General features: G+C 68.5%; 21 protein-coding genes. 18 read left to right on the top strand and 3 right to left on the bottom strand.

Features of this window, described 5'->3' with window-relative positions; translation table 11 throughout:
• The 12 genes from VEC11_RS17425 to VEC11_RS17480 all read left to right on the top strand — a co-directional run bounded on the left by VEC11_RS17425 (nt 1) and on the right by VEC11_RS17480 (nt 9107).
• Nucleotides 1-1314 carry a flagellar hook-length control protein FliK gene (locus VEC11_RS17425; protein WP_464135243.1) on the top strand — a complete coding sequence of 438 codons (1314 nt, stop codon included), beginning with the start codon at nt 1-3 and terminating at the stop codon, nt 1312-1314.
• 11 nt (nt 1315-1325) lie between these two features.
• Nucleotides 1326-1925, top strand: coding sequence for a flagellar basal body-associated FliL family protein (locus VEC11_RS17430; RefSeq protein WP_464135247.1), 600 nt, complete (start codon nt 1326-1328; stop codon nt 1923-1925).
• Nucleotides 1922-2899, top strand: coding sequence for a flagellar motor switch protein FliM (locus VEC11_RS17435; RefSeq protein WP_464135250.1), 978 nt, complete (start codon nt 1922-1924; stop codon nt 2897-2899). The genes VEC11_RS17430 and VEC11_RS17435 overlap by 4 nt, the downstream gene beginning before the upstream one ends.
• On the top strand, nt 2896-3216 hold the full coding sequence (gene fliN, locus VEC11_RS17440) for a flagellar motor switch protein FliN (protein ID WP_464135253.1): 321 nt from the start codon (nt 2896-2898) through the stop codon (nt 3214-3216). The genes VEC11_RS17435 and fliN overlap by 4 nt, the downstream gene beginning before the upstream one ends.
• Nucleotides 3213-3518, top strand: coding sequence for a flagellar biosynthetic protein FliO (locus VEC11_RS17445; RefSeq protein ID WP_464135255.1), 306 nt, complete (start codon nt 3213-3215; stop codon nt 3516-3518). Before fliN ends, VEC11_RS17445 begins: the two co-directional genes overlap by 4 nt.
• Nucleotides 3511-4413 carry a flagellar type III secretion system pore protein FliP gene (gene fliP / locus VEC11_RS17450; protein ID WP_464135258.1) on the top strand — a complete coding sequence of 301 codons (903 nt, stop codon included), beginning with the start codon at nt 3511-3513 and terminating at the stop codon, nt 4411-4413. The genes VEC11_RS17445 and fliP overlap by 8 nt, the downstream gene beginning before the upstream one ends.
• A 4-nt stretch (nt 4414-4417) precedes the next feature.
• Nucleotides 4418-4690, top strand: coding sequence for a flagellar biosynthetic protein FliQ (locus VEC11_RS17455; RefSeq protein ID WP_464135260.1), 273 nt, complete (start codon nt 4418-4420; stop codon nt 4688-4690).
• Complete coding sequence (gene fliR / locus VEC11_RS17460; RefSeq protein ID WP_464135263.1) at nt 4687-5472, top strand: flagellar biosynthetic protein FliR; 786 nt, start codon at nt 4687-4689, stop codon at nt 5470-5472. Before VEC11_RS17455 ends, fliR begins: the two co-directional genes overlap by 4 nt.
• A 3-nt stretch (nt 5473-5475) precedes the next feature.
• Nucleotides 5476-6615, top strand: a complete 1140-nt coding sequence (flhB, locus tag VEC11_RS17465; RefSeq protein ID WP_464135265.1) for a flagellar type III secretion system protein FlhB — start codon at nt 5476-5478, stop codon at nt 6613-6615.
• A 51-nt stretch (nt 6616-6666) separates the two neighbouring features.
• Nucleotides 6667-6909 carry a hypothetical protein gene (locus VEC11_RS17470; RefSeq protein ID WP_464135267.1) on the top strand — a complete coding sequence of 81 codons (243 nt, stop codon included), beginning with the start codon at nt 6667-6669 and terminating at the stop codon, nt 6907-6909.
• Nucleotides 6910-7070: 161 nt separating this feature from the next.
• Entirely contained in the window at nt 7071-8672 is a 1602-nt protein-coding gene (gene fliD / locus VEC11_RS17475) for a flagellar filament capping protein FliD (RefSeq protein ID WP_464135269.1), read from the top strand.
• 36 nt (nt 8673-8708) lie between these two features.
• The gene (locus tag VEC11_RS17480) at nt 8709-9107 is read left to right on the top strand and encodes a flagellar export chaperone FliS (RefSeq protein WP_464135272.1); all 399 of its coding nucleotides are present in this window, start codon (nt 8709-8711) and stop codon (nt 9105-9107) included.
• On the opposite strand, the gene VEC11_RS17485 is transcribed toward VEC11_RS17480, so the two are convergent.
• The 3 genes from VEC11_RS17485 to VEC11_RS17495 form a co-directional block, all read right to left on the bottom strand.
• Nucleotides 9104-10201 (bottom strand): sigma-54 interaction domain-containing protein, encoded by a 1098-nt coding sequence (locus VEC11_RS17485; protein WP_464135275.1) that lies wholly within the window; start codon nt 10199-10201, stop codon nt 9104-9106. The genes VEC11_RS17480 and VEC11_RS17485 overlap by 4 nt on opposite strands.
• Nucleotides 10202-10436: 235 nt before the next feature.
• Nucleotides 10437-12515, bottom strand: a complete 2079-nt coding sequence (locus tag VEC11_RS17490; RefSeq protein ID WP_464135278.1) for a response regulator — start codon at nt 12513-12515, stop codon at nt 10437-10439.
• Nucleotides 12516-12518: 3 nt separating this feature from the next.
• Complete coding sequence (locus tag VEC11_RS17495) at nt 12519-17915, bottom strand: HAMP domain-containing protein (RefSeq protein ID WP_464135281.1); 5397 nt, start codon at nt 17913-17915, stop codon at nt 12519-12521.
• Nucleotides 17916-18139: 224 nt separating this feature from the next.
• On the opposite strand from VEC11_RS17495, the gene VEC11_RS17500 reads away from it, so the two are divergent.
• The 6 genes from VEC11_RS17500 to VEC11_RS17525 all read left to right on the top strand — a co-directional run bounded on the left by VEC11_RS17500 (nt 18140) and on the right by VEC11_RS17525 (nt 21338).
• Nucleotides 18140-18538, top strand: coding sequence for a hypothetical protein (locus VEC11_RS17500; protein ID WP_464135283.1), 399 nt, complete (start codon nt 18140-18142; stop codon nt 18536-18538).
• Nucleotides 18531-18803, top strand: a complete 273-nt coding sequence (locus VEC11_RS17505) for a DUF5985 family protein (RefSeq protein ID WP_464135285.1) — start codon at nt 18531-18533, stop codon at nt 18801-18803. Before VEC11_RS17500 ends, VEC11_RS17505 begins: the two co-directional genes overlap by 8 nt.
• Before the next feature lies 1 nt (nt 18804).
• Nucleotides 18805-19062, top strand: a complete 258-nt coding sequence (locus VEC11_RS17510) for a DUF5985 family protein (RefSeq protein WP_464135287.1) — start codon at nt 18805-18807, stop codon at nt 19060-19062.
• Nucleotides 19063-19273: 211 nt separating this feature from the next.
• Complete coding sequence (locus VEC11_RS17515; RefSeq protein WP_464135290.1) at nt 19274-19636, top strand: hypothetical protein; 363 nt, start codon at nt 19274-19276, stop codon at nt 19634-19636.
• 54 nt (nt 19637-19690) lie between these two features.
• A complete protein-coding gene (locus VEC11_RS17520) occupies nt 19691-19903 on the top strand; it encodes a hypothetical protein (protein ID WP_464135293.1) in 213 nt (70 codons plus the stop codon).
• Nucleotides 19904-20369: 466 nt separating this feature from the next.
• Entirely contained in the window at nt 20370-21338 is a 969-nt protein-coding gene (locus VEC11_RS17525) for a hypothetical protein (protein ID WP_464135296.1), read from the top strand.
• Nucleotides 21339-21342: the final 4 nt, after the last annotated feature.

A 21342-nucleotide genomic window follows, 5' to 3' on the forward strand; every position in this document is an offset into this window, starting at 1 on the left:
ATGATGGCTTCGATCCCGAACATGCGCAGCACGCCGCTGCCCCTCCCTGCCGCCAAGGCCGCGCCCGTCGACGGTGCCCCCGGCGATTTCGCCGCGCAGATGCCGGCCGTCCGCGGCCGGCCGACCCAGCCGGTGCCGCCGGTGCCGGAGCAGCCCGCCGAGGGCGTGGAGCTTCTCCTGTCGGAGATCGGCGAGGCGATCCTTCCCCCCGGCGAGGACGGCGACGCGCCCGAGAGCAAGGCCGAGACGTCCGAGGCGTCCGAGACGCCCGACACGATCAAGACCGGCCAGACGCCGGTGCCGGCCGTGATCATTCCGTTCGTGCCGGTCCAGCCGGCGTCCGCCGGGCCGCAGGAGCTGCCGACAGTCGCCGCCGGCGAGACGCCTCCTGTCGACAGCCATGAGACCCGGGCCGAAGCACCGGTCCGTCCGGTCGCGCAGCCGGCCAGCGGGACGGCCAACGGCAAGGCGATGCTCCCGCAGGTCGCCACAGGAACGAAGAGCCTCGAGGAAGCGCCATCCAACGCCCCGCAGCCAGAGGCCAAGCCGGCTGAGGCACAGCCGCAGACGCAGGCGGGCCCGCAGCTCGAGGCGGCAGTAAAGGAGCTCCTGCAGCGCAAGCAGGTCCTGCCGAAGCCGGCCGGCCGCACTGCGAAGGAAACCGCCCCCGTCGCGGCCAGGCCCGAGGCCACCGCCATGCCGGCGCAGGGCCAGGCCCCGGCTCCCATCCAGCCGCAGCCGGCGGCGCCGGTCCCGGCGCCCGTGACGCAGGCGATCTCGGAGCCGCTCCCGCCGCTGCTCGCGGCCACGCCGCCGCAATCCACGCCGCTCAAGGCGGAGGCCCCGCGCACCGTCGAAGGCGCGCGCATCGCCGACGTCGCCGTCGACCGTCAGTTCGATCTGGCACGTGACGGCCAGTGGCTCGACCGGCTGGCGCGCGACATCGCCGCCGCCGGCTCGAACGACAGCCCGCTGCGTTTCCGCCTGCATCCGCAGACGCTCGGCCACCTCCAGGTCGAGCTGCAGCAGGGCGATCACGGCACCGCCGTCCGCCTCACCGTCGAGACCGAGGCGGCGCGGCAGATCCTGGCCGACGCGCAGCCCCGGCTCGCCGCCGAGGCGCGGGCGCAGGGCGTGCGCATCGCCGAGACCCATGTCGACCTTTCGGGCTCCGGCCGGCACGCGCCGGGCGACCAGCGCCGGCAGGACGAGGCCCGCCACAACCCCATGATCAGGACCGCGCCCGGCGCGGGCGAGGACGCCGTCGCTTCCGCCCGCGCGTCCCGCCGCGCCGGCCTGGACCGCTACGCCTGAGGAGCTGAACGATGACCGATATCGCCGCAACCGCGCCCGCCGATGCCGGCGCCGAAGCCAGGCCGAAGAAGAAGGGCAAGAAGAAGAAGCTCATCCTCCTCCTGCTCGTCGTCCTGCTGGGCGCGGGCGGCGGCTATTATGCCATGTACGGCCTGCCGGGCAGCGGCGGCGGTCATGCCGCCGAGGAAGAGCATGCGGAGCAGCCGCAGCTCGTCGTCAAGGACGGCGTGAGCGAGGCGGCGGCCGAGCGCGGCCGCGCCGCCGCGCGCACCGGCCGGCCCGATCCGCGCGTCTTCAAGACGACCTACATCACGCTCGAGGGCAATTTCACCTCGAACCTCCGGGGCGGCGACAATTTCGTCCAGATCGGCCTCGGCCTTTCCACTTTCTACGACGACCATGTGAAAGAGAATGTCGAACGCAACATGATGGCCATACGCTCGGCCGTCATCCTGACCCTCTCCGAGGCCGATCCCGTTGAAATCACGACACTTTCCGGGAAGGAAGCCCTTAAGAACGCGTTAAAGGACGCGATAAACAGGGTGTTAACCAATCGGGAAGGTTTTGGCGGGATAGATGACGTCTATTTCACGAGTTTCGTCACGCAATGAGCCAGGACCAGACCCTTTCGGGCGAAGAGATTTCGGCCCTGATGAGCGAGGCCCGCGACGGTGGGCCCGGCGGGGAGAGCGCGTCGGCGGGGCCGGCGCGCGCTTTCTCGCTTGGCGGGGATGCCGGCCGCACCATGGCGGCGATCCCGGCGCTCGACCGGCTGGGCGAACGCATGGTCAAGCGTCTGCGCGACGTGATCGAGCCATTCGCGCGGGCGAAGCCGCGCGTCGAGACCCTGCCGGCGGAGGTCCGCGCCTTCGGCGACTGGCGGGCCGAGCAGAGCGAGTTCGTCAGCCTCAGCCTGTACAGCTTCCGCCCGCTCAAGGGCGCGATCCTGCTGCGCATCGAGCCGGAGTTCGTCAGCCGCCTGGTCGACGCCTTCTACGGCGGCAACGGCACCGCGCCGAGCCGCCGCGCCCGTGAGTTCACCCCGACCGAGGAGAGCCTGCTCGGCCGCCTCGCCGAGGCCGTGATCGGCGCGCTCGCCGAGGTCTGGCAGGAAATCGTGCCGGTCCGCCCGCAGCTCAAAGGCCGCGAGACAAATGTCGGCTTCGCCGATCTCGCGGGCGCCGACGAGGCCGTGGCGATCACCCGTTTCGAGGTCGCGCCCTGGACCGGCCCGGGCTCGGGCATCGAGATCCTCTATCCCGTCGCCGCCCTGCGCGCGGTCGAGCCGGAGCTGGCGGCCAGGTCGCATGACGAGGCGGGCGCCCGCAGCGGCGACTGGCGCCAGCGGCTCGGCGCCGCGGTCGGCGAGGTCCGCATCGAGGCGCGCACCGTGCTCGCCCGTCCGGAATTGTCGCTCTCCGAGCTGATGCAGCTGCGTGAGGGCGACGTCATTCCCGTGAGCCTCACCAAGCTCGTCCCCCTGATCGTCGCCGGGCGCCGCGTCGCGCTCGGCTCGGTCGGCGAGAGGGACGGCAAGGCGGCGCTCAAGATCGAGAAAATGGAAAGCAGGAGGTTCGGTCAGTGAAAGAGGGTCAGGACATTATCGAGGCCGGGCCGGCGGACGAGTTCGCCCGCCGCAATTTCGGCCTGTTCGCCGACATCTCCGTCCGCCTGTCGGTCGAGGTCGGCAGCACCGCGCTGAAGCTTTCGGAGCTGATGGATCTCGCCGAGGGCAGCATCGTCGAGCTGGACCGCCAGTCGCACGAGCTGCTCGACATCATGGCGAACGGCACCCTGATCGCCCGCGGCGAGGTGGTGACCGTGAACGGCCGCTTCGGCATCCGCGTCGTCGAGGTCGTCGCGACCGAGGGTGCCATGCCGGGGGCCGAGCGCCGCAAATGAGCGCCACCCTCGGCTATATCATCAAGCTGCTGATCCTCATCCCGCTGGTCGGCGGGCTGGCTTGGGGCTCGCTCTGGCTGTGGCGGCGTGCCCAGCAGGGGATCGGCGCCGCCGGCCGCCGCGAGCGGCTGGTGACCCTGCTCGACGCCACCCCGCTCGGTGCCACCGCCAAGCTGGCGGTGGTCGAGTTCGAGGGGCGCCGCCTGCTGCTTTCCGTTTCCCGCACCGGCGTCCAGCTCGTCGCCGACGGCAGCGCCCCCGTGGCGCCGCTGCCTACGACCGTGGGCCGCTTCGGTGACTGACACGCCGCCGTCCCGCGGACGCAGGGCCATCTGGGGGATCGCGATCGCGCTCCTCGCCGTGCTCGCCGCCTTCACCTTCCGGCCCGAGAGCGCGCAGGCCCAGCCGGCGCAGGCTCCGGCCGCGACCGCCCAGGCGCCCGCCGCTCCGACGGCGACCTCTGCTCAGGCACCGGCCACCGGGACGCCCAATGCGACCTCGCCCGCCGGCGGCCAGAGCGGCGCGCTGACCAAGGCGCTCGGCGCCATTTCCGGCGACGGCCGCCCGCTCTCGCTGTCGCTCCAAATCCTGTTGCTCATGAGCCTGTTGACGGTGCTGCCGTCGATCCTGCTCATGATGACCAGCTTCACCCGCATCCTGATCGTCCTCTCCATCCTCCGCCAGGCGATCGGCCTCCAGCAGACTCCGCCCAACCAGGTTCTCGTGGGGCTCTCGCTGTTCCTCTCCCTGTTCGTGATGAAGCCGGTGATCGACGAGATCGGCTCCCGGGCCTACACGCCCTATGGCAACGGCCAGATCACGATCGAGGAGGCTGTCTCGCGTTCGGGCACTGTCCTGCACGGCTTCATGATCCGCCAGACCCGCGAGACCGACCTTCGCATGTTCGCCGGCCTGGCGGGCGTCGAGCGCTTCCCGAACCCGGAGGCCGTGCCCTTCTCGATCCTGCTGCCCGCCTTCATCACCTCGGAGCTCAAGACCGCCTTCCAGATCGGCTTCCTGATCTTCCTGCCCTTCCTGATCATCGACCTCGTTGTCTCGTCGACCCTGATGTCGCTGGGCATGATGATGCTCTCGCCGACGATCGTCTCCATGCCGTTCAAGCTGCTGCTGTTCGTCATGGTCGACGGCTGGACCCTGACCATGGGCTCGCTCGCCTCCTCATTCTCGGGAGGCTAGCGACATGGAGGGCGATTTCTTCATCGGCGTCGCGCAGCAGGCGCTCTGGATCCTGGCCCTCGCCTCGGCGCCGATCCTGATCCCTGCGCTCATCGCCGGCCTCATCCTCGGCATGATCCAGGCCGCGACCTCGATCAACGAGCAGACCCTGACCTTCGTCCCGAAGCTCATCGTCGTCGCCATCTGCCTCGCCATTTTCGGCGGCTCGATCATGGTGCTGATCAGCGGCTTCACCCAGGACGTGTTCAACACGATGATCCCCGAGATCGTGAAATGATCCCGGCCGGGTTCGTCGGCGTCGAGGATCAGCTCTGGGTCTGGCTGGTGGCGATGCTCCGGCCCGGCGCCGCCTTCCTCGCCGCGCCGATCTTCGGCGCCAATTTCGTCCCGATCCAGATCCGCGCGATCGTCGCGCTCGCGGTCGGCATTCCCGGGCTCGCGGTCGCGCAGTTCCAGCTGCCGCCGGACGGGCTCGCGACCATGGCCGGCTTCATGCTGGTCACCGGGGAGATCATCGCCGGCCTGGCCATCGGCTTCGCGGTCCAGATCGGCTTCTCCTGCGCGCTCGTCGCCGGCGAGGTGATCGGCAATGCGATGGGCCTCGGCTTCGCCGCGATGATGGATCCGGCCTCCGGCCAGCAGAATCCGGTGCTCGGCCAGTTCCTGATGATCGTCGCGACCCTGCTCTTCCTCGCCATGGACGGGCATCTGATGCTCGCCCGGACGGTCGTCGAAAGCTATCACGCGCTGCCGCCCGGCAATGCCTGGCTCTCCGCCGAGGCGCTGCGCGGGCTCGTCTTCTTCGGTGCGGTCCTGTTTTCCGCCGGCCTCTCAATCGCCTTGCCGGTCGCCTTCGCGATCATCCTCGTGCAGATCGTGATGGGCCTGCTCGCCCGCTCCGCGCCGCAGCTCAACCTGTTCGCGGTCGGCTTCCCGGCGGCCCTGCTCGCCGGCATCGTCCTCCTCGCCATCGCCGCGCCCGTGCTCGGCGAGGGCATCAACACGGCGATCGGCGCCGGCCTCGACGAGGCGCGGCGGCTCGCTCTGGGCGGCGGCTGAGCCATGGCCGCCGACCAGGACCAGGATCAGAAGACCGAGGCACCGACTCCCAAGCGCAAAAGGGAGGCGATGGAGAATGGCGACGTCCTCCAGTCCAGGGAGCTCGGCACCGCCCTCGTCATCATCGTCGGCGCCGCCTGGATCGCGCTCGCCGGGCCGATGATCATGAGCTCGCTCCAGTCGATGGTGACGGACGGGCTCAGCTTCGGCAATGCCGATGTCGCGGATTTCGATCCGGGCCGGGTGATCCTGCGGCTGCTTGGCGCGGTCGCCTTGCCCGTGCTGATCCTGTTCGCCCTGACCCTCGCCGCCGCGGTCGCCGCGCCCGCGGCGCTCGGCTCGCTCGGCTTCCGCAGCAAGGCCTTCGCCTTCAAAGGGAACAAGCTCAATCCGCTGACCGGCGTGAAGCGCATGTTCGGCCTGCAGGGGCTGATCGAGCTGGTGAAGTCGATCGCCAAGGTCGCCCTGCTCGGCGGCGTCGGCGCCTGGCTGATCTTCAGCCAGACCCGCAACATGGTCGGTCTCTCCTCGCAGGAAATCGGACCGGCGCTCGCCAATGTCGGCCATGTCTTCACGATCACCGTCCTGGTCATGGCCGGCCTGCTCGCCGTGATCGCGCTGATCGACGTGCCCGCGCAGATCTTCCAGCGCATGCGGCGCCTTCGGATGAGCAAGCAGGACGTCAAGGACGAGCACAAGCAGACCGAAGGCTCGCCCGAGCTCAAGGCCGCTTTGCGCAGCCGCCAGATCCAGACCGCGCGCAACTCCGCCCGCAAGGCAATATCGGAGGCGACGGTCGTGCTCACAAATCCGACCCATTTCGCCGTGGCATTGCGCTACAAGCCCGAGATCGACGCGGCGCCGGTCGTGCTCGCCAAAGGCCGCGGCGCCACCGCGGAGGCGATCCGCGAGCTGGCCGGCGAGCATGAGGTGCCGATGCTCTCTTATCCGCAGCTCACCCGCGCCCTCTATTACACCTCGCGCCCGGGCCAGATCATCCGCGAGGATCTCTACATCGCCGTGGCCACCATTCTCGCCTTCGTCTTCAACCTCGATCAGGCCTTATCCTCCGGCCAGGCGCAGCCCGAAATCGAGGTCCCGGCCCGAATGCGCTTTGACGCAAGCGGTCTGCCCGAGGCTTAAGAAAGTCCTTCCGGCGCCGTTATTTCCCGGTTGAAGGGAAGGCGCGCAGCAGTGGACCAGGACCCGAAACTCACCGTCACGCTCGCCGAGATCGAACGCATGCTCGCCGAGGCGCGCCGTGCGGGCGACCGCGTGCCGGTCTGGCTCGACCAGCTCGCGCTCGAATTGCGCGAGGCGGCGCCCGGCAGCGGCGCCCGCGCCGACCTCGCCCGCCGCATCCTCTCCGACCCCCGGCTCTCGCTCGGCGCGCAAGCCAATGTCGACGCCGCGGCGCTCAGGAGCCTGAAGGGATAGCCGTCATTGCGAGGAGCGTGGCGACGCGGCAACCCAGCGGGTCTCTGACGTCATTCCGGGTTGCCTCGCTACGCTCGCAATGACGTCCTGTTTTCCAGCGATCTGGCCCTAAAGAATCCTCCGCTCCGGCCGTTCTTGAAGAGGAACGGAAGGACGCCCCCATGACCACCTCCATCGGATATGCGCTGGGCGCCGGATCCGGGCTCGACATCAGGGCCCTGGTCGCCGACCTCGCCAACGCCGCCAAGGCGCCGAAAGAGACCCTGCTCGCCAATCGCGAGGCGGCGAACGAGGCGAAGGTCTCCGGCCTCGCCCAGGTCAGTTCGGCGATCGACAGCTTCGCCGCGGCGCTCTCCAGCCTGATCTCCGGCGGCACCCTGTTCAGCCAGCCGAGCGTCTCCGACACCAGCGTCTTCACCGCCTCGGCGCTCGCCGGCTCCCGGCTCGGCGGCCTTTCCGCCTCGGTCGAGGTGGAGCGGCTCGCGCAGGCGCAGACCAGCGTCTCCGGCTATCTCACGGCCGCCACCGATCCGGTCGGCGAGGGGGTGCTCACCATCGCTGCTGGCGGCGGCACGCCGGTCGACGTGACGATCACCGCCGCCAACAACAATCTGAACGGCCTCGCCAGGGCGATCAACGACGCCAATGCCGGCGTCACCGCCGCCGTGGTCACCGACTCCAACGGTGCCCGGCTGGTGGTGAAGGGCAAGACCGGCGCCGCCAACGCTTTCACGCTGTCGGTGCCCGGCGGCACGACGAGCGGGCTCGAGCGCTTCGCCAGCGACGCGATGACCACGCCGCTCGCCGCGCAGGATGCCAGGGTCTGGCTCGACGGCGTCGCCGTGACCCGCAGCACGAACAGCTTCAGCGACCTCATCGCCGGCGTCCAGATCGACCTCAAGAGCGCGAAGCCCGGCACCATCGTCTCGGTCGGCGTCACCCGCCCGACCGCGGCGATCAGCCAGGGCGTCCAGGATTTCGTCAGCGCCTATAACGAGCTGATGAGCATGATCGCCGAGCAGACCAAGGCCGGCGTCAACGGCGAGGCCGGCGCACTGCGCGGCGACGTCGGCGTGCGCGAGCTGCAGCGGCGCCTTTCGGCGCTGCCCACTCAGATATTGTCCAGCCCCGGCACGGGCCCGCACACGCTCGCCGAGATCGGCGTGCGCACCAATCGCGACGGCACACTCGGCGTCGATGCCGGCCGGCTCGCCGCGGTGCTCGCCTCCGACCCGGACGGCGTCGAGGCGCTGTTCAATCCGGGCCAGTACAGCTCCAGCCCCTTCCTCACCATCAAGAGCCTGGCCGGCAAGGTCGCGCCCGGCACCTATACGATCACCGATGTGGTCCCGGCCGCGCCGCCGGCGGCCGCCTCCGGCAAGGTCAACAATGTCGCGATGACCGGCGTCGGGGCCAATCTCGTCGCGCCCCAGGGTTCGGCCGCGGTCGGCCTCATCCTCGGCGTCAGCGGCGCGGTGGCGAGCGCGACGATCACCGTGGACCCGGGCCTCGGCGGCGCCCTCCAGTCGATCCGCGACGCGCTCCGCGCCCGCGGCGGCGCCTTCGCCGCGGCGCAGGAGCGGCTCGACAAGGAAGCCGACCGCATCGCCGAGGACCGCGAGAAGCTCGAGGCGAGCTCGACCAAATATTACAACCAGTTGCTGACGACCTTCACCGCCATGGACAGCAAGGTCTCGGCGTTCAGGGCGACCCAGTCCTATCTCGAGCAGCAGATCAAGATCTGGACCAACGACAGAGACTGATTGGTGGCGCGTTTCCGGTTTCGGGAGAGTTGAGTGATGTATCAGTACGGTAAGTTCCGCGCCGGCACCGCACGCTATCAGAGCGTCGACATCGCCAGCCGGATCGAGGGCGCGACCCCGCACCAGCTCGTCCAGATCATGTACGAGGAGCTGCTGAAGGCGCTCGACGCCATGGCCTTCGCGACCGCGCGCGGCGACTATGTCCAGCGCGGCCAGCACCAGTCCAAGGTGCTGGCGGTGCTGACCGGGCTGGAGACCAGCCTCGACTTCGACAAAGGCGGGCAGATCGCCGTCGATCTCGTCGCCATCTATCGCGAGGCGCGGCGGCTGGTGCTCGCCGGCGGCCGCGACAGCGACGCGCGCCTCGTCACCCAGGCCCGCGAGATGATCCAGGAAATCGCGACCGCCTGGGACGCGATCGGCAGAAGGGGCTAGGCCGCCTTCATCTCATATTTGCGCATCTTCTCGATCAGGGTGGTGCGCTGGAGCGAGAGCATGCGGGCGGCGTCGGCGATGACCCCGCCGGAGAGGGTCAGCGCCTGCTCGATATAGCGGCGCTCGATCTCGGCCAGCATCTCCTTGAGCGCGACCGGCTCGCCGCAGTTCATCTGCGGCGGGGGCGCCGAGGGGCTGCGTCCGCGGATCGGGACGACGACCTCGTCGGCAGGCTGCATGGTAACCGGCTCGACTTCGGGCTCGGCTTCGGTGGCCGCCCAGAGTGCCCGGGCCTCGATCGCGCCGACCCGGCCGCGGCGGACCAGCAGGGCGCCGGCCTCGTCCGCGCCGATCGTCCGGCCGGCGAACATCACGTTGGCGCGGTCGACGAAGTTGCGGAGTTCGCGGACATTGCCCGGCCAGCCATGCTCGGCCATGCGGGCATAGGCCTCGGGCGAGAAGACCACGCCCGGCCGGCGGCCCGGCTGCCTCGCCAGGAAATGGCCGACGAGCAGGGGCACGTCCTCGATCCGCTCGGCGAGGCCCGGAATGTCCAGCGGAAAGACGGCGAGGCGGTAGAACAGGTCCTCGCGGAAGCTGCCGGAGTCGATCGCCGCGTCGATATCGCGATGGGTGGCGGCGACGATCCGCACGTCGACCTGGATCTGGCCGCGGCCGCCGACGCGCTGCACCGCGCGCTCCTCGAGCACGCGCAGCAGTTTCACCTGCATCTCGGCCGGCATGTCGCCGATCTCGTCGAGGAAGAGGGTGCCGCCGTCGGCTTCCTCGAAACGGCCCTTATGCTGGGCATGGGCACCGGTGAACGAGCCCTTCTCATGGCCGAACAGGACGGATTCGAGCAGGTCCCTGGGGATCGCGCCGCAATTGACGGCGACGAAGGGCTTGCCGGCGCGCTTGCTCTGCGCGTGGATGGCGCGGGCGAAGACTTCCTTGCCGCTGCCCGAGGGCCCGGTGAGGAGCACCGAAGCCTCGCTCGGCGCGACCTGGCGGACGAGGCGGCGCAGCGCCGACATCACGGGCGCGTCGCCCACGATCATGTCCTCGAGGCTGACCGGCGCGGCGGACGCGGGCATCGCTGCCCCCGCCGCGGCTCCGCTGTCCGCGCAAACTGGCTCCAGATTCTCCAACTTGACCCCCCGGTCGAAACGCCTGTGTCAGGGGCGAGTGGTGAACGGAAATGGTTAACAGCGATTTAAGGGCGTCAACATTTTGACCCGCGCAATGCGCATATCCCCTCTGGGGGAGGGTTTCGAAAGAGGACGCAAAAACCCGGTCCGGCGGTAAATCGGTGTCATGAGCGGTGAGCCGCTACGCGTCCGCGGTCAGCGCGCTGATCGCCTGGCCCATCTGGCCGAGGGTGAAGGGCTTGCGCAGCACGGCGACGCCGGGCGGCGCGTCGGCCAGCGCCTGGTCGTCGGCATAGCCGCTGATGATGATCGCGGGGATGGCCGGCAGGATGCCGCGGGCCTGTTTCAGCATCTCGCAGCCCGACATGAGCGGCATCGCATAATCGGTGATGATCAGGTCGCAGCCCGCGGGCGCGTCGGCCAGCCGGCGCAGCATGGCGGGGCCGTCGCAGGCCGTTTCGACGGCATGGCCGAGATCGCGCAGGATCGCCTCGGTCGTCTCGCGGACCGCATCATGATCGTCGACCAGCAGGATGCGCAGCGGCCGCCCGGGCTTCGCGCAGTCGGTCCGGGGCGAAGCGGGCCCGGCCGGCTCGGCCGCCTCGGCCGCGCGCGGCAGCCAGAGCTCGACGATCGTCCCCTCCCCCAAGGTCGAATCGATGCGGATGCCGCCGCCGGACTGGCTGGCGAAGCCGTAGACCATCGACAGGCCGAGGCCGGTGCCCTTGCCGATATCCTTGGTGGTGAAGAAGGGCTCGGTGACCTGGGCCAGCAGATCGGGCGCGATGCCGCTGCCCGTGTCGTTGACGGCGAGCACGACATAATCGCCCGGTGCCACCTTGACCGCGTTGCCGGGCCCGGCCTCGGCATTGCGGGCGGTGAGCAGGACGGTGCCGCCCTCGGGCATGGCGTCGCGCGCGTTGATGATCAGGTTCATCAGCGCCAGCTCGAGCTGGGCGCCGTCGGCAAAGACGGGCCAGACCCCCTCTTCCGCCTGCCAGTCGAGCCGGACCAGCCCGCCAAGCGTCGGCGCCAGCAATTCGGTGACGCTTTCCGACAGCCGGCCGATGTCGATCGGCCCGGGCCGCAGCTTCTGCCGGCGCGCGAAGGAGAGCAGCCGGCCGACCAGCTCCGCCCCCTGCTCGGCGGCGTGGCGGGTCATGGCGACGATCCGGCCCTGCTCCTCGTCCAGCTCCAGCCGGCGCTCGATCAGGCCGATGCCGCCCAGCACCGCCGCGAGCAGATTGTTGAAATCGTGGGCGATGCCGCCGGTGAGCTTGCCGATCGCATCCATCTTGCGGACCTGCAGGAGTTCCTCCTCGAGCGACTTGCGCTCGGTCACGTCGAGCAGGGTCCCGGCATATTGCGCGGCTGCCCCGCCGGACGAGGGCAGCAGCACCGCCTGGTCGAGGAAATGCTTGTACTGGCCGTCGGCGCAGCGCCAGCGATACTCAACCGCCATGGCGCCGGTCAGCGCCCGCTCCGCCAGCGCCGCCTTGGCCCGCTCGGCATCGTCGGGATGAAGCCGATCGGCCCAGAGCGATGGCGTCTCGACCACCGCCTCGAACGGGAAGCCGGTCAGCGCCTCGAAATTGCCGCCGACGAATTGCGGGACGCGCGGGCCCTCGGCCGGCTCCTCCAGGTAAAGGACGATGGGCAGCGAGCTGATGATCGCTGCCTGCCGCTGTTCGGCGATGCGCAGCGCCTGCTCGATCTCCAGCCGCTCGGCATTGGCGCGCAGGTTCGCGTCGAGCAGTTGCTGCTCCTGCGCCGCCTTGCGCTCGATCTCGTGGCGCATCGTATAGAGATCGACGAACACGCCGACCTTCGAGCGCAGCACGACCGGCTCGACCGGCTTGAAGACGTAGTCGACCGCGCCCATCGAATAGCCGCGCAGCAGATGCTCCTTCTCCTTGTTCACCGCGGAGAGGAAGACGATCGGGATCCGCTTGGTCTGCTCGCGGCCGCGGATGATGCTCGCCGTCTCGTAGCCGTCCATGCCGGCCATGTAGACGTCGAGCAGGATCACCGCGAACTCGCCCTTCAGCAGGTGGCGCAGCGCTTCCTCGCCCGAAGTCGCGACCTCGACCTCGGCGAGATCCTCGATCACCGTGCGGATGGCGAGCAGATTATGCTCGTCATCGTCGACGACGAGCACCCGTGCGCGCGGCATCGCCTCGTCCGCCGGCCCGGCTGCGGGCGGCGCGGCGGGGCGCGGGCGCGTGGATCTGTTGGGAAGGGCCATGCGGGCGTCGCTCATCGCCTATTCCGCCGCCGCCTCGGCAATCTCTGCCGTGAGGGCGTCGCCGGGCGAGAGGGCGCCGAGCCCGCTCCGCGCCTTGCCGATCCAGACGCGCAGCAAGGCGAGCAGCAGCTCGATGTCGACCGGCTTGGCGATATAGTCGGAGGCACCCGCGTCGAGGCATTTCTGCCGGTCCCCCTTCATCGCCTTGGCCGTCACCGCGATCAGCGGCAGGTTGACGAGGTCTGGATTGGAGCGGATCTGCTGCATTGTTTCGTAACCGTCCATCTCGGGCATCATGATGTCGATGAGCGCAACGTCCACGCCGGGAGTCTGCTCCAGGATCAGGATGCCGTCGCGGCCGCGCTCGGCATGGAGGACCTCGACGTCGTAGCTCTCCAGGACGCTGGTCAGCGAGTAGATGTTGCGGATGTCGTCGTCGACGATGAGGATTTTCGCGCCGGCCAGCTCGGGCAGGTTTCGCGGCACGGGCTGCGTCTCGGCCGCCTTGGCGAGGCGCCGGCGCTTCGGCTTGGCCTGGGCGCGGATCCGGGAAAAGACGCGGGCGAGATCCTTGTGGTCGGCCGGCTTGCCGAGCGCTCCGCGCGCGCCGATCTCCTTCACATAGGCCAGCTCGTCTGCCCCCGAGATGACGTGCACCGGAATGTCGCTGGTGTCGGCATCATGCTTCAGCAGGTCGAGCAGCACGAAACCATTGATGTCGTCGAGGCCGAGGTCGAGCGTGATCGCGCTCGGCCTGAGCTTGCGGGCCAGCGCCAGGGTGCCCGAGCCCGCGGTCGAGACGACGCCCTTGAGGCCCGCCTCCCTGGCCAGGTCGAGCAGGATCGAGGCGAAGGTGACGTCGTCCTCGACGATCAGCACGAAGGGCTCGCCGTTCAGATTGTCGCGGTCGTCGGTGATTTCGAGCGTGCCGGGCAGCGCCGTCGGCACCGTCGCGCCGGTATTCTCGTAGCGCGCCATCGTCGCCGGCGGGATCGGCGCGGCCACGGCGGCGGCCTCCAGCGGCACGAACAGGGTGAAGGTCGAGCCCATGCCCGGCCTCGATTTCACCTGCAGCTCGCCGCCGAGCAGGCGCGCGATCTCGCGGCTGATCGAAAGCCCGAGGCCGGTGCCGCCATATTTGCGGCTGGTGGTGCCGTCCGCCTGCTGGAAGGCCTCGAAGATGAGCTTCTGCTTGTCCTCGGGAATGCCGATGCCGGTGTCGGTGACCGCGATCGCGATCGTCTTCTCGGCGTTGCGCAGCACCGGATGGTTGGTGCTCCAGCCGCTCTCCGCCGCCTTCACCGACAGGGTCACGCTGCCATGCGAGGTGAACTTGAAGGCGTTGGACAGGAGGTTGAGCACCACCTGCTGCAGCCTCTTCTCGTCGGTGCGGATCGAGGCGGGCAGCGCCTCGTCGAACTCGACGTTGAAGTCGAGCGACTTGTCCGCGGCGAGCTGACGGAAGGTGCGCTCCATGTGGAGCTTGAGGCCGGCCAGCGGCATGTCGCCGAGCTCGATCGACACCGTGCCCGATTCGATCTTCGACAGGTCGAGAATGTCGTTGATCAGGCTGAGCAGGTCCGAGCCCGCCGAGTGGATGGTGCGGGCGAACTCCGTCTGCTTCTCGTTGAGGTTGCCGTGCGGGTTGTCCGACAGCAGCTTGGACAGGATGAGCAGCGAGTTGAGCGGCGTACGCAGCTCGTGGCTCATATTGGCGAGGAACTCCGACTTGTACTTCGAGGTGAGGGCGAGCTGCTCCGCCTTCTCCTCGATCGCGCGCCGCGCCATGTCGATCTCGATATTCTTCGCCTCGACCTGCTTCTTCTCGTTCTCGAGCAGCTGCGCCTTTTCCTGCAGCTCCTCGTTGGTGTTGTGCAGCTCCTCCTGCTTGGTGGTGAGCTCGGTCTGGCGCGCCTGCAGCTCCTGGGTCAGCAGCTGCGACTGTTCGAGCAGGCCCTCTGTGCGCATCGTCGCCGCGATCGTGTTCAGCACGATGCCGATCGATTCCATCAGCTGGTTGAGGAAGCTCTGGTGGGTCTCGCTGAACTCGCGGAACGAGGCCAGCTCGATCACCGCCTTCACCTCGTCCTCGAACAGGGCGGGGAGGATGTTGACGTTGACCGGCGGCGCATGGCCGAGGCCGGAGCCGATGCGGATGAAGTCCCCGGGCACGCCCTCCAGCAGGATCGGGCGCTTGTCGGCCGCGGCCTGGCCGACCAGGCCCTCGCGCAGGCCGAATTCGCGGCGCAGCTCGTCATGGCGCTCGGCGCCGTAGCTCGCGACCAGCTCGAGCTTCGTCTCCTCTTCCTCGCGGCGGGTGACGTAGAAGACGCCATATTGGGCGTTCACCAGCGGCGCGAGCTCGGACATGATCAGGTTCGACACGGTCGCCAGGTCGCGCTCGCCCTGCAGCATGCGCGAGAAGCGGGCGAGGTTGGTCTTCAGCCAGTCCTGCTCGGCATTCTTCAGCGTCTGATCCTTCAGGTTGCGGATCATCTCGTTGATATTGTCCTTGAGCGCGGCCATCTCGCCCGACGCCTCCACCGCGATCGAGCGGGTGAGGTCGCCCTTGGTCACCGCGGTCGCCACCTCGGCGATCGAGCGCACCTGGTTGGTCAGGTTGGCGGCGAGCTCGTTGACGTTGTCGGTGAGGTCGCGCCACAGGCCGGCGGCGCCGGGCACGCGCGCCTGGCCGCCCAGCTTGCCTTCGATGCCGACCTCGCGGGCCATGTTGGTGACCTGGTCGCCGAAGGCCGAGAGCGTGTCGATCATGAAGTTGATTGTCTCGGCGAGCGCCGCGATCTCGCCCTTCGCGTCCACGATCAGCTTCCGCTTGAGGTTGCCCTGCGCCACCGCGGTGACGACGTCGGCGATGCCGCGCACCTGGTTGGTGAGGTTGGTCGCCATCAGGTTGACGTTGTCGGTGAGGTCCTTCCAGGTGCCACCGACGCCGGGGACCTGCGCCTGGCCGCCGAGCTTGCCCTCGGTGCCGACCTCGCGGGCGACGCGCGTCACCTCCGAGGCGAAGGAGTTGAGCTGATCGACCATCACGTTGATCGTGTTCTTGAGCTCGAGGATCTCGCCCTTCACGTCGACGGTGATCTTCTTGGAAAGGTCGCCGCGGGCGACGGCGGTGGTCACGTCCGCGATGTTGCGCACCTGGCCGGTCAGATTCTCGGCCATCAGGTTGACGTTGTCGGTCAGGTCCTTCCAGGTGCCGGCGACGCCGCGCACCTGCGCCTGGCCGCCGAGCTTGCCTTCCGAGCCGACTTCGCGGGCGACGCGCGTCACCTCCGAGGCGAAGGAGTTGAGCTGGTCGACCATCGTGTTGATGGTGTTCTTCAGCTCCAGGATCTCGCCCTTCACGTCGACGGTGATCTTCTTGGAAAGGTCGCCCAGCGCCACGGCGGTGGTCACCTCGGCGATGTTGCGGACCTGGCCGGTCAGATTGCCGGCCATGAGGTTCACGTTGTCGGTGAGGTCCTTCCAGGTGCCGGCGACGCCCTCGACCTGGGCCTGACCGCCCAATTTGCCTTCGGAGCCCACCTCGCGCGCCACGCGCGTGACCTCCGAAGCAAAGGAGTTGAGCTGGTCCACCATCGTGTTGATCGTGTTCTTGAGCTCGAGAATCTCGCCCTTCACGTCGACGGTGATCTTCTTGGAGAGGTCCCCCAGCGCCACCGCGGTGGTCACCTCGGCGATGTTGCGGACCTGGCCGGTAAGGTTGCCGGCCATCAGGTTGACGTTGTCGGTGAGGTCCTTCCAGGTGCCGCCCACGCCCTCGACCTGCGCCTGGCCGCCGAGCTTGCCCTCCGAGCCCACCTCGCGCGCCACGCGCGTCACCTCGGACGCGAAGGCATTGAGCTGGTCGACCATCACGTTGATCGTGTTCTTGAGCTCCAGGATCTCGCCCTTCACGTCGACCGTGATCTTCTTCGAAAGGTCGCCGCGGGCCACCGCCGTCGTCACGTCCGCGATGTTGCGGACCTGGCCGGTCAGGTTCGCCGCCATCAGGTTCACATTGTCGGTGAGATCGGCCCAGGTGCCGGCGACGCCCTCGACCTGCGCCTGGCCGCCCAATTTGCCCTCGGTGCCGACCTCGCGGGCCACGCGCGTCACCTCCGAGGCGAAGGCGTTGAGCTGGTCGACCATCACGTTGATCGTGTTCTTGAGCTCGAGGATCTCGCCCTTCACGTCGACCGTGATCTTCTTGGAAAGGTCGCCGCGGGCCACGGCGGTGGTCACCTCGGCGATGTTGCGCACCTGGCCCGTCAGGTTCGCGGCCATCAGGTTGACGTTGTCGGTCAGGTCCGCCCAGGTCCCCGCCACGCCCGGCACCTGCGCCTGGCCGCCGAGCTTGCCCTCCGTGCCGACCTCGCGGGCCACGCGCGTCACCTCCGAGGCGAAGCTGTTCAGCTGGTCGACCATCACGTTGATGGTGTTCTTCAGCTCCAGGATCTCGCCCTTCACGTCGACGGTGATCTTCTTGGAAAGGTCGCCGCGCGCCACGGCGGTGGTCACCTCGGCGATGTTGCGGACCTGGCCGGTCAGATTCTCGGCCATCAGGTTCACGTTGTCGGTGAGGTCCTTCCAGGTGCCGCCGACGCCCTCGACGCGCGCCTGGCCGCCGAGCTTGCCCTCCGTGCCCACCTCGCGCGCCACGCGCGTCACCTCGGAGGCGAAGGAGTTGAGCTGGTCCACCATCACGTTGATGGTGTTCTTCAGCTCGAGGATCTCGCCCTTCACCTCCACCGTGATCTTCTTGGAAAGGTCGCCCGAGGCGACCGCGGTCGTCACCTCGGCGATGTTGCGGACCTGGCCGGTGAGGTTCGCGGCCATCAGGTTGACGTTGTCGGTCAGGTCCTTCCAGGTTCCGGCGACGCCCTTCACATTGGCTTGGCCGCCGAGCTTGCCTTCGGTGCCCACCTCGCGGGCCACGCGCGTCACTTCCGAGGCAAAGGAGGCGAGCTGCTCCACCATCGTGTTCACGATCTTGCCGATGCGCAGGAACTCGCCGCGCAGCGGCCGCCCGTCGATCTCGACGGTCATCGCCTGCGAGAGGTCGCCCTTGGCGACCGCGCCGATCACGCGCGCCACCTCCGCGGTCGGCTGCGCCATGTCCTCGATCAGCTCGTTGATCGAGCGGAGCTTCGCCTCCCAGCCGCCGGTCGCGCCCCGGACGCGCCCGCGCTGGCTGATCTTGCCTTCCTTGCCGACGACCACCGACAGCCTGTCGAACTCGGCGGTCAGCTGTTCCTCGATGCTGACCACCTCGTTGAACAGCTGCGCAATCTCGGCATCCTCGCCGGACAGGTCTTCCGGGAGGCGAACGGTGAAATCGCCCCGCCTCAGGCTGCGCAGGGCGGCGACGAGCTGACGACGGTCAAGCCGGTCGCGCGTGGAAAGGTGGTTCACTCATCGCTCCTTCGGACGGCCCCCCGCTCGAATTCGCAATGCAATTCCTTTTCCAAACCGGGTGATAGCAGCAAGGATGCGCGCTCGCCCATTAAAAAATGCTTGCCGGGGGATTCGCGAACGGCGGGTTGCCTCCCGCGCCGACGGGCGGCTACAGGCTGAAGGCGCGGGGCGGGGCAGCTTACCGGCGCAAGCCGGCAAAAGGGATTGTTTGCGCCGGCCTCATGCCTTCGAAAGACGAAATTGCAGACTTCATCCAGGCGACCTTCCCGTCGGTCTGGGCGCTGGAATTATTGTGCTTTCTCAGGCAGAAAGAGGGTCAGAACCTGTCGCGGGCCGAAATGGTCGCGGGCCTGAGGGGAAGCGAGCTGGTGATCACCCAAAGCGTCGAATCGCTGGTGCGCGGCGGCCTCGTCGTCACCGATGCGGACGGCGCCGCGCGTTATGCCCCCGCCAATGCCCGGCTGGCCGATCTCGCCGGCAAGGCCGAGGACCGATACGCGCGGAGCCCCGATGCCGTGCGCCGGCTGATCGTCTCGGCCGCCAGCCCGGGACTCGCCGCCTTCGTCGATGCCTTCCGCTTCCGAAAGGGGAAAGAAGGCAAGGAGGGGAACGATGGCTGAGGCCTTCCCGACCGGCGTCTATCTGCTCTGTCTTCTGACCGCGGGCGCGTGCGCCCTGCTGCTCGCCCGCACCTACTGGCGCACCGGCACGCGGCTGCTGCTCTGGAGCGCGCTCTGCTTCCTGTTTCTCGCGGGCAACAGCCTGGCCGTCATCCTCGACCTGCTCGTGCTCAAGAATATCGACCTGTCGCTGGTGCGGACCCTGCTCTCGCTGGCCGCGGTTTCCGTGCTGCTCTACGGCTTCATCTGGGACCGGGAGGACTGAGATGCTGTTCAGCTTCCTCTCCGGCGCGATCACCATGGGCTTCCTGGTCGCGGGCCTGCTGTTCCTGCGCTTCTGGCACCGGACGCGCGAATCGCTCTTCGCCTGGTTCGCGGTCGCCTTCTGGCTGCTCGGCCTCGCCCAGGCGCTGCTGGCGCTCAGCGTCGTGCCGGTCGAGGAACGGAGCTGGCTCTATCTGGTGAGGCTCGCCGCCTTCGTCCTGATCCTGGTCTCGGTCTGGCGGGCGAACCGGCGCGCCTAGGCGTCGCGCGCGCGCATCGTCGTCGGGGCTCCGGGCATAGTCGCGCTGGAGCACGGTCGGTGCCCAGTTGAGCGCAGCAACGTCGGCCATCACAACAGCACCACGCCCGAGCGCGCGAAGGCGGTCCCGTCCTCCCGTATTGGGTGTTGACGACGGGATGGCTCACCCCGCGCTTGTTGCTGGCTCCGCCCATCCCCGGTAAGAGCGGGCCATGTTCCGCGCCGCGCCTCTCCATCGCCGGCTGCTCTGCCTGTTCATGGCCTTCGCCATGCTCGTGCCGGCGGCCGCCTGGGGCGCGCACAGCCTGCGCCACGGCCTGGATGCCGCCGCCACTGCTCCGCATCACCGGCAGGCGACCGCCGCGGACAAGAGCGACAGGACGCCGGTCGGGGACAGGCAGGATGGCGGGCACGATCACCAGCTCAGCCTCTCCGTCCCGGTCGCGGCCCTGTTCGGGGAGACCCCGCTCGTCCATCCGCCGCTCGCGGCGCCGGCTCCGCCGGAGATGCGGGTGAAGACGCTCGCATTGCGCGCGGCCGAGCCGCCGCCCGCCCATCCGCCCCAGGCCTCCTGACCGACAGGCCGCGCCCCTTGGGCGCCGCTTCCCATCGATCAGGAAGGACATGGCATGACCAGCATCCCCCTGCGCGTGAACGCGCTGATTACCGACAGCGGCGGCTCCCGCTGCGACCGCTGCATCCAGGAGGCGCTCGGCGTCTCCCAGAACAACCAGGTCCAGCAGATCACCAGCGCGCTCGCCACGACGCGGGAATTCGTCCGCGAAAAGGCGGTCTGCGAGACCTGCGGCAAGACCAAGTCGGTCACCCGGCGCGCTGTCTGACGCGGGTCATCGCGTTCCGGAACCGAAGCGTTGACGCCTTTGCGTCACGCCTGTGACCGGCGCACAATCTTCTAACCTCGATCGTCCCGGCTTGAGACACTGGCCGTTAACCCTTTTTGTTAACCATCTTCCTCCGCTGACTCCCTCCTATTCAAAAGGTTAGCCGGGCGCTGCGGCATAATGCCGCCACTAATGGGGAGACTCCCGATGCGTGACCTTAACAAGGAAGAGCTCGGCTTCGTTTACGGAGCTGGCGGGCGCGGAAAGAAGGGCGGCAACTGCGGCTCCGGCGGCAGCAAGTCCAGGAAGTCCAAGTCCAGGAAGTCCAAGTCCTGCAAGTCCAAGTCGAAGAAGTCGCGGTCGCGTAAGTACTGCTGACTCATGCTCTGGCCCGGGGGAGGCCATACGCCTCCCTCCGGCCTCTTTCTCCACCTTTCCTAAAGCCTTGCCCGCTATGAAGGCCCCCATGCATGGACGGCCGCAGGTGCAGGTGACCCGAAAGAAGGAAAAGGTGCTGCGCGCACGCAGCACCGGCGCGGAGCTCGTCTGGCTGCTCGGCCAGCCGCATCTCGGCGACTATCTCGACTTCGTGAAGACCAAGGTCATCGGCGGCGCCGAGCTGGATCCGCGCATGCTGGCCGATGAGTGGCGCGCGGCGAACGACGTCTATGCCGAGCTCGAAAGGTCGGAAGACGGTTATGCCGACGAGACGAAGCGCCGGCCGGCCGGGCGCGCGCTGAAGCCGCTCGTCCGCCGCCTCGAGGCGAACCCCTGGTTCCGCGATTCCTTCGACAATCTGCCTTATGCCGTCGAGCGGGTGGAGCTGGACAGGCTCGTCGCCTCGCAAAACCATGTCGAGCGCGCCTTCACCGGCCGGTTCCTGAAGCGGCTCGCCTCGATGAGCGAGGAGGAGCTGTTTCATTTCTGCCTGCCGCTCGACAGGCAGCAGCCGCCCGTGACCATTACCCGGCTCGCGAGCGACCGCTTCGTCTTCACCTCCCCCTCCACGGATTTCCGCGCGCATACGCCCCGCATACTCCGGCCCGAGGAGGTCGCGCATCTCACGAGTTGCGGCCCGGTCAGCGCCTTCGCCGGCATCGCCCTGGGCTTCGGCTCGAACTTCCTGAGCGCGGTGCGCAGCGACCGGCGGATCGTGCTGCAGAACGGCTATCACCGCGCCTACGCGCTGCGCTCTGCCGGCCTCAAATATGCCTATTGCGTGGTCGAGGACGTGACCCGCAAGGACGAGATGAAGCTGACCGTGGACGATACCGTCGCGGAGGATCCGGAATTCTACTTCGCCAGCCGGCGGCCGCCCCTGCTCAAGGATTTCTTCGACCGTCGCCTCGCCAGGCAGCTGCGCATCCGGCCGATGCAGAACCATGTCGAGGTCGAGATCAAGGTCCGCTCCAGCATCGCGACCGACTGGAACTGATCCG

It is taken from the genome of Allosphingosinicella sp., assembly GCF_035626655.1.
Taxonomy (GTDB): Bacteria; Pseudomonadota; Alphaproteobacteria; order Sphingomonadales; family Sphingomonadaceae; genus Allosphingosinicella.